This is a genomic window from Paraburkholderia sp. LEh10 (assembly GCF_017814945.1).
Classification (GTDB): domain Bacteria; phylum Pseudomonadota; class Gammaproteobacteria; order Burkholderiales; family Burkholderiaceae; genus Paraburkholderia.
Genome location: NZ_JAGIPX010000064.1, coordinates 1 through 20,725 on the forward strand (window position 1 = coordinate 1; position 20,725 = coordinate 20,725).

The 20,725-nt window shown below is 63.1% G+C and carries 15 protein-coding genes and 2 pseudogenes; 9 read left to right on the forward strand and 8 right to left on the reverse strand.

Annotated features, from left to right (window positions below; translation table 11 throughout):
* Positions 1 to 260: pseudogene (locus tag J8I87_RS34900) on the reverse strand (hypothetical protein); the annotation flags it as partial.
* A gap of 1,225 nt (positions 261 to 1,485) precedes the next feature.
* On the opposite strand from J8I87_RS34900, the gene J8I87_RS34905 reads away from it, so the two are divergent.
* Positions 1,486 to 2,727: a cystathionine gamma-synthase family protein gene (locus J8I87_RS34905; protein ID WP_209936852.1), complete on the forward strand. Its 1,242-nt coding sequence runs from the start codon at positions 1,486 to 1,488 to the stop codon at positions 2,725 to 2,727.
* Positions 2,728 to 2,763: 36 nt separating this feature from the next.
* On the opposite strand, the gene J8I87_RS34910 is transcribed toward J8I87_RS34905, so the two are convergent.
* On the reverse strand, positions 2,764 to 3,624 hold the full coding sequence (locus J8I87_RS34910) for an IclR family transcriptional regulator (protein ID WP_209936853.1): 861 nt from the start codon (positions 3,622 to 3,624) through the stop codon (positions 2,764 to 2,766).
* Positions 3,625 to 3,925: 301 nt separating this feature from the next.
* Here J8I87_RS34910 and J8I87_RS34915 point away from each other — a divergent pair, with 301 nt between their 5' ends.
* The 7 genes from J8I87_RS34915 to J8I87_RS34945 are packed head-to-tail and all read left to right on the forward strand — an operon-like array spanning position 3,926 to position 10,715.
* Positions 3,926 to 5,017, forward strand: coding sequence for an ABC transporter ATP-binding protein (locus tag J8I87_RS34915; protein ID WP_209936854.1), 1,092 nt, complete (start codon positions 3,926 to 3,928; stop codon positions 5,015 to 5,017).
* A complete protein-coding gene (locus tag J8I87_RS34920) occupies positions 5,010 to 5,915 on the forward strand; it encodes an ABC transporter permease (protein WP_209936855.1) in 906 nt (301 codons plus the stop codon). Before J8I87_RS34915 ends, J8I87_RS34920 begins: the two co-directional genes overlap by 8 nt.
* A 38-nt stretch (positions 5,916 to 5,953) precedes the next feature.
* Positions 5,954 to 6,748 carry an ABC transporter permease gene (locus J8I87_RS34925; protein ID WP_209936857.1) on the forward strand — a complete coding sequence of 265 codons (795 nt, stop codon included), beginning with the start codon at positions 5,954 to 5,956 and terminating at the stop codon, positions 6,746 to 6,748.
* Positions 6,749 to 6,771: 23 nt separating this feature from the next.
* Positions 6,772 to 7,089: a (2Fe-2S)-binding protein gene (locus J8I87_RS34930; RefSeq protein ID WP_245254374.1), complete on the forward strand. Its 318-nt coding sequence runs from the start codon at positions 6,772 to 6,774 to the stop codon at positions 7,087 to 7,089.
* Entirely contained in the window at positions 7,086 to 8,528 is a 1,443-nt protein-coding gene (locus tag J8I87_RS34935) for an NAD(P)/FAD-dependent oxidoreductase (protein ID WP_209936859.1), read from the forward strand. The genes J8I87_RS34930 and J8I87_RS34935 overlap by 4 nt, the downstream gene beginning before the upstream one ends.
* Positions 8,521 to 9,648 carry an FAD-binding oxidoreductase gene (locus J8I87_RS34940; protein ID WP_209936860.1) on the forward strand — a complete coding sequence of 376 codons (1,128 nt, stop codon included), beginning with the start codon at positions 8,521 to 8,523 and terminating at the stop codon, positions 9,646 to 9,648. Before J8I87_RS34935 ends, J8I87_RS34940 begins: the two co-directional genes overlap by 8 nt.
* A gap of 20 nt (positions 9,649 to 9,668) precedes the next feature.
* Positions 9,669 to 10,715, forward strand: a complete 1,047-nt coding sequence (locus J8I87_RS34945) for an ABC transporter substrate-binding protein (RefSeq protein ID WP_209936861.1) — start codon at positions 9,669 to 9,671, stop codon at positions 10,713 to 10,715.
* 434 nt (positions 10,716 to 11,149) lie between these two features.
* On the opposite strand, the gene J8I87_RS46435 is transcribed toward J8I87_RS34945, so the two are convergent.
* A complete protein-coding gene (locus tag J8I87_RS46435; RefSeq protein WP_409518863.1) occupies positions 11,150 to 12,124 on the reverse strand; it encodes an NAD-dependent epimerase/dehydratase family protein in 975 nt (324 codons plus the stop codon).
* Positions 12,125 to 12,310: 186 nt separating this feature from the next.
* Between J8I87_RS46435 and J8I87_RS46440 the strand changes: the two are divergent.
* Positions 12,311 to 12,682, forward strand: a pseudogene (locus tag J8I87_RS46440) (hypothetical protein); the annotation flags it as partial.
* A 136-nt stretch (positions 12,683 to 12,818) separates the two neighbouring features.
* Here J8I87_RS46440 and J8I87_RS34955 read toward each other — a convergent pair.
* From J8I87_RS34955 to J8I87_RS34975, 5 genes are all read right to left on the reverse strand, one after another.
* Entirely contained in the window at positions 12,819 to 15,626 is a 2,808-nt protein-coding gene (locus J8I87_RS34955) for an ATP-binding protein (RefSeq protein ID WP_209936864.1), read from the reverse strand.
* Positions 15,623 to 16,786 (reverse strand): substrate-binding domain-containing protein, encoded by a 1,164-nt coding sequence (locus J8I87_RS34960; protein WP_209936865.1) that lies wholly within the window; start codon positions 16,784 to 16,786, stop codon positions 15,623 to 15,625. The genes J8I87_RS34955 and J8I87_RS34960 overlap by 4 nt, the downstream gene beginning before the upstream one ends.
* Positions 16,787 to 17,227: 441 nt before the next feature.
* Positions 17,228 to 18,484 carry a polyhydroxyalkanoate depolymerase gene (locus J8I87_RS34965; RefSeq protein WP_209936866.1) on the reverse strand — a complete coding sequence of 419 codons (1,257 nt, stop codon included), beginning with the start codon at positions 18,482 to 18,484 and terminating at the stop codon, positions 17,228 to 17,230.
* Between the two features lie 375 nt (positions 18,485 to 18,859).
* On the reverse strand, positions 18,860 to 19,876 hold the full coding sequence (locus J8I87_RS34970; protein WP_209936867.1) for a TGS domain-containing protein: 1,017 nt from the start codon (positions 19,874 to 19,876) through the stop codon (positions 18,860 to 18,862).
* 134 nt (positions 19,877 to 20,010) lie between these two features.
* Complete coding sequence (locus J8I87_RS34975; protein ID WP_209936868.1) at positions 20,011 to 20,589, reverse strand: elongation factor P; 579 nt, start codon at positions 20,587 to 20,589, stop codon at positions 20,011 to 20,013.
* Positions 20,590 to 20,725 lie beyond the last annotated feature (136 nt).

Sequence of the window (20,725 nt, forward strand, 5' to 3'; positions counted from 1 at the left end):
ATCGGTGTGCGGAAATACTCGATCGGCGTCTCGAAGTTGGGCGGCCGATAAGTCTTCTTGATCAGCGGCACCTTGCCCGGCAACGCGTACAGATGCTGTTCGGCAAGCGCACCAGCGGGAATCTCGGCGAATCCCAACGCAACCGAGCTGCCCGCTTCGGCAGCCAAAATTGTCAGAGGTCTGAGCGCCGCGAGTGAGCCTGCTCCGGCAGCGCCCACCAGCAATTTGCGGCGCAATCCACTATTAACGGATTCTTTCATGGAAGCGCTCCGCAGTCTGATAACGGGAGCTTACTTCACGCTGGTGGACTGGCAAACTAGGGTTTTTCGGTGGACCGTAAGCTCTGGTGTGCAACTCGCTGCGAGACAATCCGATTGAATTCGCTATGGGGCCAGCTCCACATTAATCGGCGATCGATTGCGTGCTGCTGGGGCGACGCTGCGACGTGCGGCGCTGGACTGAAGATGACCGTTGCCTGGCTGTAGGCGAACGCTCGACTGACCGCATAGAAACGGAATTCACTGGCCGCAACTGGCAGTACGCGTTCACACAACCGCTCGAAGCGGCCTTTAGCGACTTCACGTCGGTTTGGCATCACGTTCATCGAACTGGTCCTATCGGCCACAAGCGGTCGTTGGACGTCGATGCATGAATCGTCGACAATCCTACCTACCTCGACGGACGACAATTTCAAGTGCAAGAAATAAACACGCAATTTGGCTTACTCAACGTTGTGAACGCGCCCGCGTATTCGTTTGAGTCAAAAGACAATGTGCAGTCGTACGAGCTCGAAGTAGCGCTCACATGGGACCGACTTACATCTATCTATGGGATAGCGTTGAACGGGAGGGGAATAATGGAAGTTCTCGCAAAGCCCATCGGGGTGCTGTTAAGCACCGCGCCATTGCACAAGCTTCGCTCGGTGCTGTCAACGACCGGTACATTGAACTAACCTGCGAGTCTGATTATCGATCTGGACGGCTTCCCAATTAGGATATCTGGTTGGCCATTAAACTTTGCTTTAGAGTCCTGACGTCGGATAAGGGACCTAAGGCGCGGGACAACGCCCGCGAATGCTCAAGGATGGGCGTACGCGTGCGGCTGTATTGGCAGCGGCATGCGCGTTTTGCGCTCACGCGCTACTTCAGCGGCGACAGCACACCTTCCCGCCCTGGGACTATCCCTACAAAGCCATCTGAAAGGCGCCGACACGCCGTCGATCGACGCGACAGCGGCGGATCGAGCCGCTTTGATGTGTGCATTTAAATTAGCAGCCCATGTGGCAATGGAGCACGCTGCACGGTACAAATATCACTTCGCTGACGCTAACGCTCTGTTTACAATTCGTCTTCGCCTTCCGGCCGAGCCCATTCGCTTTTGCCGTTCGCGAGTTTCGAGAATTCAGGGGACGGCGTTGAACATTTCGCGGGCCATGAGTCGGGAGATAATCGGCCGGAAGCATTCGACTTGAGAGGCGGAGAAGGGATGGACAAGCAAGGCTTCACCACGAGCATCGTTCACGGCGACAGAATCGCGGGCACTGAGCACGGTGGCGTGCATCAGCCGATTCATACGTCCGTGCAATATGGCTTCGAGCGCGTCGAAGACCTGATTGGCGTGTTCCAGGGCACGAAAAAGGGCGGCTTCAACTATGCGCGGCAGGGCACACCCACGACCGCCGCGCTCGAGCGCAAGATCACGAGCCTGGAAGAAGGTGTCGGCACGGTCTGCTTCAGCACCGGCATGGCCGCGATCACCGCGACGTTCCTGACGCTCCTGCGCGCGGGCGATCATCTGGTATCGAGCCGTTATGTGTTCGGCAACACCAACAGCCTGTTCGGCACATTGCGGATGCTCGGCGTCGAAGTCACGACCGTCGATGCATGCGCCGTCGAGAACGTGAAGAACGCAATCCGGCCGAATACGCGCATGGTGTTCGTCGAAACCATCGCGAATCCAGGCACGCAGATTCCCGATTTGCAGGGTATCGGCGATGTGTGCCGTGATCGCGGCATCGCGTATGTCGTCGATAACACGATTACCTCGCCAGCCTTGTTCAAGCCGAAGGCGGTCGGCGCGAGCCTCGTCGTCAACTCGTTGACGAAGACGATCGCAGGCCATGGCGCCGCGCTCGGCGGAGCGGTGACCGATACGGGCCTGTTCGACTGGAGCGCGTATCCGAACATCGCCGATGATTATCGGCGCTCGGCAGCGAAGGAGCAGGGGCTTTTGCAGATCCGCAAGAAGGGGCTGCGCGACATGGGCGCGGCATTGTCGTCGGAGCAGGCGCATTCCATCGCGATGGGCGCGGAAACGCTCGCCTTGCGCGTGAAGCAAAGCAGCGACAACGCGCTCGCACTCGCGCAGTTTCTGGAAGGACACAAAGCCATCGGCAAGGTGTTCTATCCTGGCCTGAAGAGCCATCCGCAATACGGGATCGCGCAAGCGCTGTTCAAGGGCGCGTCGTGGCTGTTGTCGTTCGAATTGCTTGACGCGGAGCGCATGATCGAAGTCGTCAACGCGCTCGAGCTGCCGATCAAGGCGACCGGTCTCGCCGACACGCGGACGCTTATTATTCCCGTCGCGCCGACGATCTTTTTCGAAGCCGGCCCCGAAACGCGCAAGGCGATGGGCATTTCCGACGGCATGCTGCGGCTGTCGGCGGGTATCGAGGATATCGACGACCTGATCGCGGATTTCTCGCAAGCGCTGAAGATTGCGACGTAACTTTTGGAGCCATGGCAGACCGAGCCGGATCGCGTGTCAAGCGATCGGCTCGGTCGTCATTGCACGCGTGAGTCCGTGCATCGGCCGGCGCATCGCGACATCGAACGGATTGACCTGCGGACCGATGAGATCCGCCTGTCGTTTCAGCAACTCGACGACCATCGGCAAGCGGTCTTCGCCCAGTCGCGCGGACAACGTGCCGACGCTCAGCGCGGCAACCGCGCAACCGGTTCTGTCGATGATTGGCACCGCGACGCCCGCCATTCCCTCCAGTACGCCGCTGTTGCGTCCGGCGTAGCCGAGCTGCCTGACGCGCTCGATCTCCGTGCGCAAATAGACTTCGTCGAGCACACCATAGCTGCGTAGCCTCGGCACATTGAAGCGAATGATCTCTTCGCGCTCCGCTTCGGGCAGGAACGCCAGAATCGCAAGACTGCCCTGTCCGACGCCCAGCGCGACGCGCCCGCCGATATCGCCTGTGAACGAGCGAATCGGAAACGGCCCTTCACACATGTCGAGACACACGGCATCGAAACTGCTTTTGACAAGCAGAAAAATCGTGTCGCCGAGGCTCGCGCACAGACGCAGCAGCGCGGGACGGCACAGCGCGCGCATCCCGCTCGGATTGCCCGCCTGCGCCGCAAGCGCAAAGAAGTCGACGCTGAGCCGATAGAGCTTCGTGTTCTGGTCCTGCTCGACCACACCTTCCGCGATCAGCGCATGCAGGATGCGGTGCACCGTGGCCTGCGTGAGTCCGACGGCTTTGGCGATGCGCGTCACGCGGCCGCCTTCGGGCTGAATCTCGCCCAACGCGCGGATGACGGCGAACGCACGCTGCAACATGCCCGCGCCGGGCGCGTCGGGCTGCGCGGTGCCGGGCTCCTTCGAAGGTTTCATCGACGATCTCGATTAGGATTCCACTGAACGGAATACTAACCGAAGTTCGTGCCGGAAAACAAAGCCCGGCCGGAAACGCGCACAGAATCCGCGACAAGTCGAAATTCAGTGCTTTCACTGACAACGCACCGCGGAACATTTCTGGGCGCCAAGCCAACAAATATTCCGTTGAATGAAAGAAAATGCACATTTATATCATTCATCGGAATTTCGAATTGACGGTCGGGAATTTGGCTAGCTAGAGTCGGTTCAACAGACACCCGTCGATTCAGCCGGTGCCAGCGCACCGAAAGGCCAGACCATGTCGTTCCTCACTTTGACTGACGTTTCGAAGTCGTTCGGCGAGCTGCATGCCGTCACGGGCATCAACCTGTCGGTGGAAAAGGGCGAGTTCGTCTCGCTGCTCGGCCCGTCGGGCTGCGGCAAGACGACCACGCTGCAGATGATCGCCGGTTTCATCGACACGACGCGCGGCCGCATCACGCTCGATGGCCGCGACATCACGCACATGAAGCCGAACAGGCGCGGCCTCGGCATCGTGTTCCAAAGCTATGCGCTGTTTCCGCACATGAGCGTCGCGCAGAACGTGAGCTTCGGGCTCGAAATGCGCGGCGTCGACAAAGCCGAGCGCGAGGACCGCGTGCGAGAAGCGCTCGCGCTGGTGCGGCTCGATACGCTCGCGCATCGCTTTCCGCGTGAATTGTCGGGCGGGCAGCGGCAGCGCGTCGCAATCGCGCGTGCCATCGTGATCGCGCCGCCCGTGCTGCTGCTCGACGAGCCGATGTCGAATCTCGACGCGAAGCTCAGAGAGGACATGCAGTTCGAGTTGCGCGCGATCCAGCGCAAGATCGGTACGACGACGATCATGGTCACGCACGACCAGTCCGAAGCACTGTCGATCAGTGATCGCGTGGTCGTGATGGAAGCGGGGCGCATCACGCAGATCGATACGCCGTATCGCGCCTACGAGCGGCCCGAGAACCGCTTCGTCTCGCAGTTCATCGGCAAGGCGAACATGCTGGCGGGCAAGGTGATCGCGCGCGACGGCGACGCCATCCGGATTCACCTCGGCCACGATCTCGCGGAGACGGGGAGCCTCGCGCAACTGTCGGCACACGGCCAGGCGATCGATGTCGGCGATGACGTCACGCTTTGCATCCGCCCCGAGAAACTGCGCCTGTGCGCGCCCGATGCAGGGCGTCTTGCGGGCAATGTCACGAGCCGCTTTTTTCTCGGCAGCCAGTGGCTTTACCGGCTCGACAGCCGCATCGGCGAAATGCTCGTGTGTTGTCAGAACGAGGGCAACGAGCCGTTTGCGGAAGGGGCGAAAGTCGGTATCGACTGGCATAGCGGCGCGATGCGCCTGATCGGAGAGGAGCGCGCCAATGGATAGCACGCTGCGCGTAACGCAAGGCGCAAGCCGCCGCGCAGTCCGCGCGCCGGGGCGCGCGTTCGTGCCGCTCTGGCTGATGAGCGCGCCCGCGATGCTGCTCTTCGCGACCCTCGTTCTCGTGCCGCTGGCGATGACGTTCGCGTTGACCTTCTACCTCTTCGATCCCGCAAGCGGGCCGATTGCGGCGTTCGGGCTTCACAACTACGTCGAGGTGCTCGGCTCGTCGTACTTCCATACGATCTTTCTGCGCACTTTCGGCATCGCGTTGCTGACGACGGTGCTGTGCGTCGCGATCGGCACGCCCGAAGCCTATGTGCTGTCGCGCATGCGCGATCCCTGGCGGTCCATCTTCCTGCTCGTGATTCTGGCGCCGCTGCTGGTATCGGTGGTGGTGCGCGCGTTCGGCTGGAGCATGCTGCTCAATACCAACGGCCTCGTGAATCAGGCATTCGCGCTCTTCGGGCTCGGGCCGTACAAGCTCGAATACACGACGTTCGCCATCGTCATCGCGCTCGTGCACGTGATGTTGCCGTTCATGGTGATTCCCGTCTGGACCGCGCTGCAACGGCTCGATCCGCAGACGGAGAACGCCGCGCTGTCGTTGATGGCGTCGCCCGCGACGACGCTGCGCCGCATCGTCCTGCCGCAGCTCGTGCCCGGCATCCTGTCCGGCGGCCTGATGGTGTTCGGCCTGTCGGCGAGCGCGTTCGCGATTCCGGGCCTGCTCGGCGGACGCCGCCTGAAGGTGGCGGCCACGGCCGTCTATGACCAGTTCCTGAGTTCGATGAACTGGCCGCTCGGCGCGACGATCGCGGTGCTGCTGCTGGTCGCGAATCTCGTCGTGATGCTCACCTACTATCGCGTGCTGGAGCGGCGCTACGCCCGCAGCATGGGCTGACCGATATCGACGGGCAAACAACACCAGGCGAACTCATCATGCGCAAGAACGGCCCTATCGCACTCGCGTTCCATACGCTCGTGATTCTCTTCGTGCTCGCGCCGCTGGCGATCGTCGTGCTCGTCGCCTTTACGCCCGACGAAACGCTCACGCTGCCGACGCACAGCTTTTCGCTGCGCTGGTTCCGCGCGATTCTCGACTACCCCGACTTCATCACCGCGTTCCTCAATAGCCTGAAGCTGGCGTTTGCGTCGGCGACGCTGTCGCTCGTCATCGCGCTGCCCGCGGGCCTCGCGATCGGCCGTGCACGCTTTCCGGGGCGCGACTTCGTGAACGCGCTGCTGCTGTCGCCGCTGGTGATACCGGGGCTGGTGCTCGGCATCGCGATGCTGCGCTTTTTCGCGCTGATCGGCGCAACGGGTTCGTTCGCGTGGCTGATTCTTGCGCACATGGTCGTGATCACGCCGTTCGTGATGCGCCTCGTGCTGGCGTCGGTGAGCGGCATGGATCGCAGCATCGAGCACGCGGCTTCGTCGCTGGGCGCGGATGCGTGGACCACGTTTCGCCGCATCACGCTGCCGATGATCGTGCCCGGCATCACGGGCGGCTGGCTGCTGGCGTTCATCAACAGCTTCGACGAATTGACGATGTCGGTCTTCATCACGTCGCCGCAGACGGTCACGTTGCCGGTGCGTATGTACATGTACGCGACGGAATCGATCGACCCGATGATGGCCTCTGTGTCGGCGCTCGTCATTTTCATCACGGCGGGCGCGATGCTGCTGCTCGACCGCGTCTACGGTCTCAACCGCATCCTGATCGGCCAGCACTGATGGCTCCTTCCGCTACCGCTCACATGACCAGTCCCAACAGCCAGTTGCTCCGCGTGGCCGAGTCCGAACGCGCGCCGGTGTCCTTTTTCATCGATGGTGTGGAGGTCGGCGCGCTGACGGGCGATACCGTGCTGACGGCCCTGCTCACGCAGCAACGTCACGTACGTCGCAGCGAGTTCAGCGGCGAACTGCGCGCGGGCTTTTGCCTGATCGGCGCTTGCCAGGATTGCTGGGTGCGCTGCGAGAATGGTGCGCGCATACGCGCCTGTTCGACGCTCGTTCAACCGGGCATGCGCGTCGTGACGAACGGCGCGGCATCCGCCGTAGGGAGCACGCGATGAACGGCGAACAGCAGGTGGTGATCGTCGGCGCGGGGCCTGCCGGCATCCGCGCCGCGCAAACGCTGGTGGCGGCGGGCATCAGGCCCCTCGTCCTCGATGAAAACGCGCGCTGGGGCGGACAGATCTACCGTCAACCGCCCGCGGATTCGGGCTTCCGGCGTACCAAGGCGGCGCTCTACGGTTTCGAGTCCGGCAAGGCCGATGCCGTGCATCAGGCGATGCGCGAGATTCTTCCGCGCATCGACTATCGACCTGAAACGCTTGTATGGGCATGCGAGCCGCGCCGGCTCGAAACGCTGTGCAATGGCCGCGAGACCAGCGTGCCGTTCACGCATCTGCTCATCGCGAGCGGGGCAACGGATCGCGTGCTGCCGATACCAGGCTGGACCTTGCCGGGCGTCTATACGCTCGGCGGCGCACAGGTCGCGTTTAAGGCGCAAGGGTGCGCGATCGGGCGGCGCGTCGTGCTGGCGGGAACGGGGCCATTGCTGTATCTGGTTGCGTATCAATACGTGAGGGCGGGCGCGCGGATCGAAGCCGTGCTCGACACGAGCGGCTTCTCGAAGCAGGTCGCCGCGACGCCGAAGCTCCTGAGCCAGCCGTCGATGTTCGCAAAAGGCGTCTATTACGTTGCATGGCTGAAGGCACGCGGCGTGAAAGTGCTGCGCGACGTGACGCTCGTCGGCATCGATGGCGAGCAGGGCGTGAAGGGTATTCGCTTTCGTGCGTCGCAAGCAGGAGAGGCGACCGCGCGCATCGACTCGATCGCTTGCGATGCCGTCGGCCTCGGTTTCGGGCTGCGGCCGGAAACGCAACTGGCCGATCTTGCCGGTTGCCGTTTTCGCTTCGACGAACTGAACCGCTGCTGGCTGCCCGAGCGCGACGACGCGGGACGCAGTTCGGTACAGGGCATTTATCTGGCGGGCGACGGCGCGGGCATCGCAGGCGCGGACGCGGCGGAACTCGCGGGACGCCGCGCAGCGCTCGCGCTGCTCGAGGATCTCGGCATCGCGCATCCACTGCATCTGGACGGCATCGATGCCGCGGCGCTCGAACGGCGCCTCAAGCGTATCGCCGTGTTTCGCACGGGCATCGAAGCGGCCTTCGCGCCGCCGCAACGACCGTCGAAGCAATGGCCCGACGACATGACCGTGTGCCGTTGCGAAGAGATCGATGCGGGCACGCTGCGCCGATGCATTCGCGACGGCGAGGCTACCGAGATCAACCGCCTCAAGGCACTGACCCGCGTCGGCATGGGACGCTGCCAGGGACGCATGTGCGGCGAGGCGGCCATCGCGCTTCTTAGTGACGAAACGGGATGCTCGCTCGAGGGCGCCGGTCGTCTGCGCAGCCAGGCACCCATCAAGCCGATTCCCATTTCTCCGATGCTGTTCGACGACGACGTGGCGGCGATTCCCGAGGGGGCGCGCGATGAGTGATGCCGTGCACTATCAGGCCGTCATCGCGGGCGGTGGCCTCGTCGGATCGTCGGCAGCGCTCGCGCTTGCGCGGCGCGGCGTGTGTGTCGGCCTGTTCGAGCGGCGCTACTGCGGCGCGCAAGCGAGCGGCGTCAACTACGGCGGCGTGCGATGCCAGGGCAGGCCCGTCGAGCAACTCCCGCTTGCAATGCGCGCGCGGCGTGTGTGGGACCGCTTGCCCGAACTGATCGGCATCGACGGAGAACTGGTCGTGTCCGGACATCTGCGTCTCGCGCGCCGCGAAAGCGATTTTGCCGTGCTCGAGACGTGGGCCGCGATGGCCCGCGAGCATGGGCTCGTAACCGAGCTGATGAGCGGCGCGACGTTTCGCAAGCGCTTTCCGTGGCTCGGCGAGGCGGTGCTGGGCGGGTCGTTGTGCATGAGCGACGGGCATGCGAATCCGCGCCTCGTGTCGCCTGCCTTTGCGCGCGCGGCACAAAGGGCAGGCGCGGTGGTGCGCGAGCAAACGGCATTGACCGACATCGCGCACGACGGCACGCGCTTCCGGATTCGCGCCGGCGACGAGCACATCACGGCCGACTGGCTCATCAACTGCGCCGGCGCATGGGCGAATACCGTGGCGGGCTTCTTCGGCGAGTCCGTGCCGATGCATCCGATCTATCCGAACATGTGGGTGACGGAGCCGCTGCCCCGTTTCGTCACGCACAACCTCGGCGTGGTAGGCGGCGGCGTTTATGCGCGCCAGGTCGAGCGCGGCAACTGTGTGATCGGCGGCGGGCGTGGACACGGCGACGGCGAGTACGCGAAACCGTCGACGCAAACCACGCGTGCGGTGATGCGAGACGCCTGCGCGTTGCTGCCCGGATTGCGCGATGCGTTGCTGATTCGCACCTGGAGTGGTGTCGAAGGCGAGACGCCCGACAGCAACCCCGTGATCGGCGCGAGCCAGAAGGTGCCGCGTCTGCTGCATGCATTCGGTTTTTCGGGCGGCGGCTTTCTGCTCGCACCCGGGGTCGGCGAGGTGCTGGCCGACCTGGTCATCGACGGCGAGACTTCGACGCCGCTCGATGCGTTCGCAATCGGCCGCTTCGATCGAAGCGCCATTCCCGCTGTTCTTTAGTCATGTCAAGGAGACCCACGATGAAGCTGTCAAGCACGGTAGCGGCGCTGGCCGCCGTGTTCGCGGTCGGCGCCGCCGCGCCCGCCTGGTCGCAAACCAAAACGATCTACATCGGCATGAACGGCGGGCCGATGGAAAAGGCGTACACGAGCCAGGTGCTGCCCGACTTCGAGAAAGCGAACAACGTGAAGGTGGTCGTGGTGCCGGGCACGTCATCGGATGTGCTGGCAAAGCTGCTCGCGAATCGCAACAGTCCGCAGATCCATGTCGCGTTTCTCGATGACGGCGTGATGGCGCGCGCCGTCAGCATGGGCGTGTGCCAGAAACTCGACGATTCGCCCGTGCTGAAAGAGCTGTATCCGTTCGCGCGGATGAAGGACGACATCGGCGCGGGCGTGCAACTGGGCATGACGGGTATCGGCTACAACACAAAGCTGTTTGCGGAGAAAGGCTGGGCGCCGCCGACTTCGTGGATGGACTTCGCCAATCCGAAGTACAAGGGCAAGGTCGTGTTTCAATCCGCGTCGAGCAGTACGTTCGGCCTGCACGGGTTTCTCGCGATCAACCGCCTGATGGGCGGCAGCGACCAGAACGTCGAACCGGGATTCAGCAAATGGTCGAGTACTGTCGGACCGAACGTCGTCGAATACATTCCGAATTCGGCCAAGCTCTCGGAGATGGTGCAGACGGGTGAAGCCGGCCTCTTCCCGTTGACGCCAACGGCTGTCGGCGATCTTCAGGACAAGGGCATTCCTGTCGCTTATGCGAATCCGAAAGAGGGCGCCGTGTTGCTGCTGGTCGATCTGTGCGTCGTGAAGAACAACTCTGATCCGCAACTCGCCCAAAAGCTCGCGCAGTTCCTGTTGTCCGCGCCGGCGCAATCGAAGGCGGCTTCTGCCGGCAAGCAGATTCCGACCAACGGGCACGCCACGATGACGCCCGGCATGCAAAAGAGCCTCGGCAATGTAGACGACCTGGTGAAGAAGGTGACGGTCGTCGATTGGGATTCGATCAACGCGCATCGCGCGCAATGGGATCAACGCTGGAACCAGCAGATCGAGCAGTGATGCGTTAGAACCTCGCGAGAAACAAGTGCGGACGCGCGGCATCTGAGCGCCACAAAGCTGCCGCTCACCGACAAAAGTTCTACCCGCATGCGGGATATGCAGGGGCTTATCCAGCATGCGGGCCGCCGGCCGAACCGATCGCCTTACGGGTGTTGATCAATGACTGGCGAAGACCAGCAGAGTCAATTTGGCACCGTCCTCCATCTCACACCGTTACGGCGTGCGGGGAAAATTGAACGCGTCGAACAGATCGCCAATTGCGGGCGCGTTGACGGGCACATAGGGATGCGTCTGCAACTGGATCGGATTCGGAAGATAGTCGCGGCTTCTTTGCGTGACCGGCTTCAGAGCAGGCCGCCAGGATACAGCAGCGTGAAGGCACGAGATTCAAAGCGGCCTGTCGATCAGACCGCGCAGCTCGACCGAATCGTCATTCAGCGCCCGATCAAGCCTTCCTGTTTCATCCAGGCGAGGGTATCGGCAAGCAGCGTACTTAGCGGTGTTTCGACATAGTCCAGTTCACGCTTTGCCTTTGAGGAATCGACGCGCAGCGTTGCGCAGACGATCGCCGCCCCCTCGGGCGTCACGTCGGGTTCCTTCCCCGTGACCCGCGACCATGCATCGGCGGCGCGAGCGAACGTCATCAATGCCCACGCCGGGGTTGCGCCCCGAGGTGTGCGCTTGCCCAACGCGGCACCCACGCGGTGCACGAAATCGACATAACTCGCATGCTCGCCGCCGAGCAGGTACGCCTCGCCGAACCGCTGCCGCTGCCAGGCGCACACCTGTGCGCGGGCAATTTCCCGCACATCGGCAAATGACCCGCTGCCGGACGGAATGCCGGGCAACTTCTCGCGGTCTACCAAAACGATGAGGCGTGCCCAGTTGTGACGGTCGCCTGGACCGAGGATGTGCGACGGATTGACGACGATCCACGGCAGGCGGGAGCGGCGCACCGCCTTTTCGCTCAGGTATTTCGTGCGCTCGTAGTTGATCCAGCTTTCGGCGCCGCGCTGCCGTATCGACTCGTCGAGCGTCCGGTGTTCGAGATGCGAGTAAGCGGACACAGACGACGTGTGCACAAACGCCTGCACGCCCAATGACTCGGCGGCACGCAGCAGATTGCCGGTTCCCTGGACGTTGGTGGCTGTTTGCACTGCTGCGTGAGCACGCCACATGCTGGTGCTGGCCGCTGCATGGAATACGGCCTCGCACCCGGCAAGCGCCGTTTTCAGAGACGCTACGTCCGCGAGGTCGGCGTGGACGGGAATGCCGCCCTGACCGGCGATGATGTCGTCCGACTCCGCGCGACGCGACAGCGCACGCACTTCGCAGCCCGCCGCGCGCAGCTCGCGCAGCAAATGCCCGCCCAGAAATCCGCTCGCGCCGGTCAGGAATACGGTCGCCATGTTCGTCCTGGAGTCTTTACACCCTTGCGCAAATCGCGAAAAAAGGAAGGGAAGGTGGTTCGACGTCCATTTTGACGCGGGTCGCCGCCAACCGATACCTCCACATCTGTAATATGTGGCGTCCTCCTCGGGGGCCCCAATCGCTTCATTGCGACTGCGGTTCGACCGCGCAATTTGACCGACGTCGCTGCCCTCGGCATGCTCGAAGAGGCATTCGCGTTCGTGGACAAAACCGGGGAGCGCTGCTACATGGCGGAGTTGTATCGGCTCAAGGGCACCATACTGCTCGGTGCATTGAACAATGACGATTGCCGGTCCGCGTGCAGCGACGAAGTGGAAGCCTGCTTTCGCAAGGCGATCGAAGTGGCTCGCCATCAGGGCGCGAGATCGCTTGAATTGCGCGCAGCGTTGAGCCTGGCCCAGCTGTGGCAGCGCGAGGGCAAAATCGCGGCGGCCCGGCAAGCGCTGTTCGAGGTCTACAGTTGGTTTGCGGAGGGCTTCGACACCGCCGACTTGCGAGAGGCCAAAGCATTGCTTGATGCTCTTGCGCCGACTTGAGCGGATGAAGCACCGCGCCATGCACTCACGAAATACCGGGGCGCTAAGCCCGACGCGATCGATGCACATCCGCCTGCCTCAATGAGCCGGGCGTCGCGAACATGGCCAGGTGTGTTCGCTTCATAGGCTTGTATGGTCACGCAACGGGCTTTCTTTCCAGATAGTGCTCGACAAAGCTGAGAATGACCTTGGAGCGATAGTTCTTCGCCAGTTGGCATAAGTGGTCTGCGAAAGGGCGATAGCGCTCGTCGAGTTCGGTCAGATGCGCGGCGTGCTGCGCGATCGCGCGCATGTCGCCGAGTCGCGCCAGATGGTGCAGCGCCGTGATTTCATTCGGCGGCGGAGCGATCAGGGTTCCCGCCATCTCCGATGGCGCGCCCGATTCCTCGTCGCTCCATTCGAGATTCAGCAGCGTCGCGATCTGCGACAGCAACGCCCGGTAGTCGACCGGCTTGGGTAAAAACGCATTCGCGCCCGCCGCCAGACATTTCGCCGCATCGCTGCCAGACGCGCTGGCCGAGATCGCAATGATGGGCAGATCGCGGAATGCCTGTATCCGCCGCAAACGCCGCGTGACTTCAAGCCCGTCGATGCCCGGCATGACGATATCCATCAGCACGAGCGACGGCCGCAGTGCCTGCGTCTTTTCCAGCGCTTCCAGCCCGTTGGCCGCCTCCGCCATCTCGAATCCGATCTGGCCGAGCATATCGACGGCGACGGCACGGTTTTCCGCCACGTCGTCGACGACGAGCACGCTCTTGCGCGGCCCCTTGTAGCCGCTCACCGTCCATTCGGGCGCGGCATCGGCGGCCTGCGGCTCGACCACGGGGACGCTCAGCTCGAACGAGAACGTGCTGCCCGCACCGCGGCGGCTCGCGACATGGATATCGCCGCCCATCAGCCGCACGAGCTGCCGGCTGATCGCGAGGCCGAGCCCCGTGCCGCCGAACCGGTGCCGGGTGTCGCTCGCCTGCTCGAAGGGCCGGAAGATCGCTTCGAGACGCGCTTCGTCGATGCCGATGCCCGTGTCCTGCACTTCGAAACGCAGGCGCTCCGGCGGCAGGAAGGCGACGCGCAACTGCACGCCGCCTTCGTCGGTGAATTTGATCGCATTGGAAAGCAGGTTGAGCAGCACCTGACGCAGCCGCTTTTCGTCGACCCGCACGCCTGCGGGCAAGTGAGGCACCATCTCGCACGCGAACGCGAGGCCCTTTTCCGTGGCCTTCACCCGGATCGCCTCCGCGATGAAATGGATGAAGCGGTCGAGCTGCACATCCGTCGGGTCGAGCTCCACTTTGCCGGCCTCGATCTTCGCCATGTCGAGGATGTCGTTGATGAGCGTCAGCAGGTATTCGCCGCTGCGCTGGATCACTGCGAGCCCGTCGCTCTGGCGTTGATCGAGCTGCTTGTCGCGCCGGAGAATCTGCGCGTAACCGAGAATCCCGTTCAACGGCGTGCGTAGCTCATGGCTCATGTGCGCCAGAAAATCGCTCTTCGCCTGATTGGCCGCATCGGCGTGTTCCTTTGCGATCGCGAGCTCGGCCGTGCGCTCGCGAATCATGACTTCCAGATGCTCGCGATAGCGGCGCAGCTCGTCTTCGGCGCGCTTGTGCTCGGTGATGTCGCGCGAAATGCCGAGCAGAAACTGCGGCTCGCCGCGCACGTCGAGGATCGGCATCTTCATCGTATGCAGGAGGCGCTGCCCATGACGCGTATGGACGGACTCTTCGGGCACGTCGACCATCTGCTTCGACGCGAGCACGTCGCGATCCTTCAGCGCGAAGAAGTCGGCCTCATGCGGCGGAAACAGGTCGTGGACGGACTTGCCGATGACCTCGTCGCGCCCGTAGCCAAGCAGTGTCTCCGTGGCCTTGTTGACGCGCACGAAGCGCAGCGTCGCCGCCTCCTTGACGAAGACGGTGTCCGGGATGTTTTCGATGATGCTGCTCAAGAACTGCTCGCTCGCGCGTGCGGACTCTTCGGCATGCTGACGTTCGACGATCTCGGCCGCCTGGCCAGCCAGCGCCGTGCTGAGTTCGGCCGTGCGTTGCGCGACGCGCGCCTCGAGCTCGATGTTGAGCTCTTTCAGTGCTTCTTCCGCTTGGCGGCGCTGGCGCCGGTCCTCGAGGAACTGCTCGACGGCGCGCGCCATGTCGGCGATCTCGTCGCCGCCGTGCACGGGCACGCCAGCTTGCTCGCCCGCGGCATCGCCATGGCGCAGCGTGTGGCTCACCCGCTGCAGCCGGGCCACGACATGGCGGCCGAGGAAGGCGTGGGCGATCAGCCACGCGATCAGGAGGCTCACGGCCACTTCGCCGGCCACCCACGTACGCGCGCGGTCCGCCTCGCCGGCGAGCGCCTGGACGGCTTCGCGATAGTTGCGCGACAGATAGTCCGACTGCTGGCGCGCCGCGGCAGAGAAGGCATCGGCCTCGCGGCGCAGCTCGTCGTCGAGGCTCGCGAGCGATGTGCCGGGCCGCGGCGCGGCTCCCTGCACGCTTGCCCGCGCAGTCCCGGTGAGGAGCGCGGTCTCGCGCATCTGCGCCTCGACGTTGACCGTGTTGCGAAAGCGCTGGCTCGAGCGATGCAGCGCCAGCGCGTCGACACCGACGTCGTCGCTCGCCGTCGGGGACGCGAGACGGTCCACCAGGGCATCGAACGAGGCGAGTTGACTGATGATATGTCGATGCGTCTCCCGCACGGCGTCGACGTTATTGTCGCTGGACAGTTGTGACGCCAGGCGTTCGATCCTCAGCGTGTCCTGCGCGAGATTCTGCGCATCCTCGAGTCGTGCGAGGCGCGCTTCTGCCAACTGGCGGATCGCGTGGGCCGAGCTGCTCAGCGAGTAAAGGGTCGTGGCGCCGACCGCGACGACCAGCGCCGCGAGGCATGACGCCACGAGCGCAAATTGCGCGGTCAGCGATCGAGGAAGGAGGGGTTTCATGGGCGTTGCCAGATGTGGCGATAAATGTCGCGGTAGCCATTTGCAGGATCGTAGATCAGACGATCGCCGCCGTCCGCATTGACGTTTTCTGCCGTCACGAGATGCACCGGCACCACGTAATTCGTGACGCTTTCGCCGGCGAACAACCGGTTCATCTCGTCGATCAGTTGCCAGCCGTGCAGATTCAGTGGCTCGGCGACGCTGCCCGTCTGGAACGTGCCCGTGCGGATGCGCAGAAAAGCGGACTCGCTGCCGTCGCCCGCTGACAGCATCGACAGCGCGCCGTCGGGTATGCCGGCCTGGGTCAGCACGGGCGCGGCATAGTCGAAGTAGATGTCGTTGATTGCGAGCGCGAAGTTCCAGCGCTTGCCATAGCGTGCGAGCAGCGCGCGGGTCGTGCCCGGCATCAGCTCCTGGCTGCGCGAGATCGCGACGTCGCGCATGTCGAGCAGCGTGCAGCCGCTGCATCCGCGCACGACTGCGGCCATCGCATCGGCCTTGTCCTGCGCAATCCGGAAGTTCGAGTCGGTAAAGATGACGACATCCGCATGTCCGCCAGACTGCACAATGGCCGCGAGCGCCGTCACGCGGGCCACCTCGAGCGGATCGGTCGAGACGTTCATCGCTACGGGCGTGCCGGGCACGGGGCCGGCACGGGCGGCGACATGCCAGCCGACGATGGGAATGCCCCGATCGGCGAATGGCCGCAGCGCGGGTGTCAGCGCGTGGGCGTCCGCGCCCGCAATGATCAGACCATCGGGATGGCTGGCAAGGGCGCTCTCGAGGACCTTCAGCCGAAGATCCGGCAGGCCGTCGGCGTCGAAGACCTTCACGCTCCAGCCGATGACCTTTGCGGCTTCCAGCAAGCCGTCGACCACGCCGAGCACGCCGCCGTTGCGCAAATCCTCGGCGATGACGGCGATGTGCTTGCCGGGCTGGGCGCGCGGCCCGGCGCGCGGTCCGCTCCACGGGGTGGTGGGCCGCGACGCCGCGTCGACGATGCGCTTCGCTTCCGCCAGAAAGCTGCTCGCGCTCGCGGCGACCGAGCCCCCGGGCGCAGCGGCCGTGATGAGATCCTGCGCAGCGGCCATCGACGGCATGCACCCCCATGCGCATGCCCATGCCCATGCCCCTGCCCATGCCAGAAGCAAGCCCCTCATGCTGTTCCCCGTCGGGGTCGATTGAACGTCCGTGAAGACGTATATGGATATCGTGCGCAAGTGGTCATGCGATCACGATAGTACACCGCAATCAGGGCGTTTCAGCGAGCCCTGGGGTCATGCCGGCTGTTCGTACGGTTGCCCGGCGAACGCGGGCGGGCAGTGACTTGCCGGATCGTTGCACTGCGGCCGCAAAGGCGCGTTCGCAAGCCCGCTATTAGCGTGAACGGGCCCTGGATGATTTGCCGTAGTCCGGCGGCGCAGCGGCCATGGAATCGCACAGCGTCACGCCATGCGTAAGGCGCCGCGGGGTTGCGATATAAGATCCCGTGCAAAGGAGCAGCGAAGCACTGCACCAGAGGCGCCGTCGTCTCGCCAGTTCTGGAGCTTCATCCACTCGATACCGCACGGCTCATGCATTCTTCGCGTACGGTTGTTAGTTCAGCGCAGCGCGGCCATTGCGCTGTCGTTTCCTTGCGCAGAAGATTTGTCGAACCGCTGAATGAGAGCGCGAATCTGCGGATAGATCTGTGTTCTCCAGCGGCTTCCCGAGAAGATGCCGTAATGGCCGCATTTCGCGACGGTCATCCGAAATCGGCGCGAAGACTCTATCGCTGTACAAAGATCATGCGCAGCGTGCGTCTGACCTTGTCCGCAGATATCGTCGTTCTCGCCCTCGACTGTGATCAGTACGGTGTCGCGAATCGCTTCGGGACGCACTCGCTCGCCATCGACCATCCACGTTCCGCGCGCGAGCGCGAAGTCCTGAAACACGACGCGTACCGTCTCGAGATAGTACTCGGCTGCCATATCGAGTACTGCGTTGTATTCGTCGTAAAAGGTCCGGTGTTTGTTCGCCGCTTCCGTATCGCCCGCCGATACGTCGTGGAAGTATTCGACATGCGCTTTCAGATGCCGATCGGGATTCATCGAGACGAACGCCGTATGCTGACGAAAGCCCGGATACACCTTGCGCCCGGCACCCGCGTGAGGGCGAGGAACGGTGTTGATTAACGTGCGCGCGAACCAGTCGAGGGGTTTGCTGACGGCCAGATCGTTCACAACGGTCGGGCTCTGACGCGCGTCGACGGGGCCGCCCATCAGCGTGACACTCGCGGGTGTGCATCGGCGTTTCGCCGCCGACAACGCAATTGCACCAAGCGCAGGCACCGTAGACTGGCAGACAGCCACGACGTGGACCTCTGGACCGAGGAATTCGATAAATTCCTGAACGTACGCGACGTAGTCGTCCAGATGGAAAGTGCCACGTGCGAGCGGCACATGACGCGCATCGAGCCAGTCTGTGATATGGACGTCGAAGTCCGGCAACATCGTTTGGACTGTATCGCGCAGCAATGTCGCGTGATGGCCGGACAGCGGGGCGACGACGAGTACAACAGGATGTCTGCATTCAGTTGCCCGCTCGAAACGAACGAGACGGCAGAACGCCCTTTCCAGGACGATGCGTTCTCTTACCGCGATATGCTGGCCCGCTATTTCAGTGTGCGTGAGACCGAATTGCGGCTTGTCATAGTGCTTGATCAAGCGAACCAGCAGGTCGCAGCCAGCCGCGAATTGACGGCATGGAGCTGCATGATGTATGCCGTCAATCTTTGCCAGCAGGTCGGCTGTTGCCTGCAACCAGGGCAGCACAGGTGCCCACATCGTGCTTTGCCATTCACGCCACGCGTACAACATGTCAGTGCCTCGTTTAGCCTTAAGTTTCGGGCCGGCAATTGCGTGTTATCGCGAGGCTCGTAGAGTAGGCGCCAGGCATGAGTGCGAGGCCTCCGTGTCATGGTTGCGGAGCCTGCAGCGCCTGACCGACCGTGAACGCAGCTTACGCGATATGACCTGAGTGCCTCGCTCGGCATAGCCGGAAAATCGATATACGCATGACCTGTACTTTGTGTAAGGATTTCCCTATAGCGACACAGTGGGCGAGGGCAAGTTGTCGATCGAATGGACGCGCGTTCACGTTGGGGCGATGTTGATCGAGTCCGCCATTTCAATCGAAGAGAGCTGCACCAGAAAGCGGCCTTAGGAACTCGGCTGCAACAGTGGCACCTTGAGCTAGGAATGCAGTTCCACGACATCTGTATCGGCCACCGGATGATCGGCGCCTACCTGCTGGCCGCTGAACTGACCGCTCCCCCAAATGCGGGCGAACTTGAACGTGTGTGCGAGATCCGGATGCACCCGCAGAGCGACGTCCAGCACGGTGTCGCCGCGGCGCATCGTAAATGGCCGGCTCCCGTCGACGGGTTTCCCGGGGGCCTTCGTGTAGACGCGAACGATGCCCAGAGCACGGAAGAGGAACGGGCCGATCTCGGCCAATCCTCGTCCGCTGGTTGCCGAGGTTGCGAGTGCCGGAAAGCGTACGTCGAGCAGTTCTTCAAGCACGGCCGCGTCTTCCGGGTTGGCCAGGTCGGTCTTGTTGGCCAGCAGCAGCGTAGGGAGGTAAACGTTGAACGGGTCGGCCGGCGACAATAACGACGCCGTCGCCGCGGTGCTGTTGGCCTGACCCGGCCAGCACTCCGTCAGGAAAATCTTTGTCTCGGCGAGCCGCCGCAGAATCAGCGCCAACTGCTCTGTGCAGTCGGGCAGGCTCACATCGATCACGAGCAGTGCGCCGTCGGTCGAGCGCAGTGTGCTGATGAGCCCTGGCTGCATGAATTCGATCGAGATAGGCGGCAGATCAAGCAGCTGAAAGGAAATGTCCTCGAACGGCAACATGCCGGGAATCGGCAGTCTGGTCGGGCAGGGCCCAAGCTTGCTGTTCGCTCCTGTCAGCCGTGCGTGCAGGCTGGACTTTCCCGCGCCAGGTGGGCCGACCAAACAGAGTTGGGCCGCGCCTTCAGGATGAACGGCATTTGACGGCCCTCTGTGCGCCGCCTTCCCGTGGCCCGCTGACTCTTGAGTGAGTTCCCTGATCCGCGACTTGATATCGGCTTGCAGACGCTCCGTCCCCTTGTGCTTTGGGATGGCACGGAGCATCTCCTTCAGGCAATCGAGCTGCTCGCGCGGCTGGCGTGCCAGCCGGTAGGCCTGTTCGGCCCGCTTGTACTCGGGAGAAAGGTTTGCTGGCATAGGTCGTCAGTGCAGAAGACCATTCTGCCGCTGCGGTACTCCGCTTGAGCCACGCGCGTATCTGGCCGGGCTGGCAAGGCCTTGGCGGTTAGCGACCCGCAGCACATGCGTGTCGAGCGCGAGAAACGCTGAAATCATGGCTTTCGCGTCCCTCGCCTCACCCTCTCCAGGTATTTTCCAGAGCCGACATCGATTCGCACCGTGTCCCCTTCCTTGATGAACTGAGGAACGAGAACTTCCATGCCGTTATCGAGCGTCGCGGTCTTGAAGGTGGAGGTTTCATGCTCGTGCAGCCCCGGCGGCGTGGACACGACGCTTAACTCGACCGCAGCGGGAAATGCGATGGTGACGGGCTCGCCCTCATAAAGCTGCACCGGGATTCGCATGTTGGGCTGAAGAAATTTTTCGTATGCGCCAATGGTTTCCGAGGGCAAACCAATCTGTTCGAAGGTGTCCGGATTCATAAAGTAGAAGGCGACACCATCGGCGTACAGATACACCATCTCCTTGTAATCGAGCGCGACCTCTTCGAGCTTGTCGCCCGGGTGCAGCCGCAACTCCTTGATGTGGCCGGTCTTCAGGTTCTTGACCCTGACAAAGACTGCGCTACCCTGCTGGCCGCCGCCGGCGTGGTACCCGGCGCTGGTGACGCTATGAAATTCGCCTTCAAGCATGACGACCATGCCCGGCTTCAGTCCGGAAGCTTCGACCATTTGCTTGCCTCCGCCTGACCGGCAAGATGACGCGTTCAGCCTAGCACTGCAGCGGACCGCCAGCAACCGACGGGCAAATCATTCCGAAGACGAAGACGAGGGTCAAGAGGTGGCCACCGGTCTCCATTCCGATCGC

What these genes read in the sequence shown, in the direction of transcription:
- J8I87_RS34905 (WP_209936852.1), top strand. Translation starts at nt 1,486, where the DNA reads ATGGACAAGCAAGGCTTCACCACGAGCATCGTTCACGGCGACAGAATC.
- J8I87_RS34910 (WP_209936853.1), bottom strand. Translation starts at nt 3,624, where the DNA reads ATGAAACCTTCGAAGGAGCCCGGCACCGCGCAGCCCGACGCGCCCGGC.
- J8I87_RS34915 (WP_209936854.1), top strand. Translation starts at nt 3,926, where the DNA reads ATGTCGTTCCTCACTTTGACTGACGTTTCGAAGTCGTTCGGCGAGCTG.
- J8I87_RS34920 (WP_209936855.1), top strand. Translation starts at nt 5,010, where the DNA reads ATGGATAGCACGCTGCGCGTAACGCAAGGCGCAAGCCGCCGCGCAGTC.
- J8I87_RS34925 (WP_209936857.1), top strand. Translation starts at nt 5,954, where the DNA reads ATGCGCAAGAACGGCCCTATCGCACTCGCGTTCCATACGCTCGTGATT.
- J8I87_RS34930 (WP_245254374.1), top strand. Translation starts at nt 6,772, where the DNA reads ATGACCAGTCCCAACAGCCAGTTGCTCCGCGTGGCCGAGTCCGAACGC.
- J8I87_RS34935 (WP_209936859.1), top strand. Translation starts at nt 7,086, where the DNA reads ATGAACGGCGAACAGCAGGTGGTGATCGTCGGCGCGGGGCCTGCCGGC.
- J8I87_RS34940 (WP_209936860.1), top strand. Translation starts at nt 8,521, where the DNA reads ATGAGTGATGCCGTGCACTATCAGGCCGTCATCGCGGGCGGTGGCCTC.
- J8I87_RS34945 (WP_209936861.1), top strand. Translation starts at nt 9,669, where the DNA reads ATGAAGCTGTCAAGCACGGTAGCGGCGCTGGCCGCCGTGTTCGCGGTC.
- J8I87_RS46435 (WP_409518863.1), bottom strand. Translation starts at nt 12,124, where the DNA reads ATGGCGACCGTATTCCTGACCGGCGCGAGCGGATTTCTGGGCGGGCAT.
- J8I87_RS34955 (WP_209936864.1), bottom strand. Translation starts at nt 15,626, where the DNA reads ATGAAACCCCTCCTTCCTCGATCGCTGACCGCGCAATTTGCGCTCGTG.
- J8I87_RS34960 (WP_209936865.1), bottom strand. Translation starts at nt 16,786, where the DNA reads ATGAGGGGCTTGCTTCTGGCATGGGCAGGGGCATGGGCATGGGCATGC.
- J8I87_RS34965 (WP_209936866.1), bottom strand. Translation starts at nt 18,484, where the DNA reads ATGTTGTACGCGTGGCGTGAATGGCAAAGCACGATGTGGGCACCTGTG.
- J8I87_RS34970 (WP_209936867.1), bottom strand. Translation starts at nt 19,876, where the DNA reads ATGCCAGCAAACCTTTCTCCCGAGTACAAGCGGGCCGAACAGGCCTAC.
- J8I87_RS34975 (WP_209936868.1), bottom strand. Translation starts at nt 20,589, where the DNA reads ATGGTCGAAGCTTCCGGACTGAAGCCGGGCATGGTCGTCATGCTTGAA.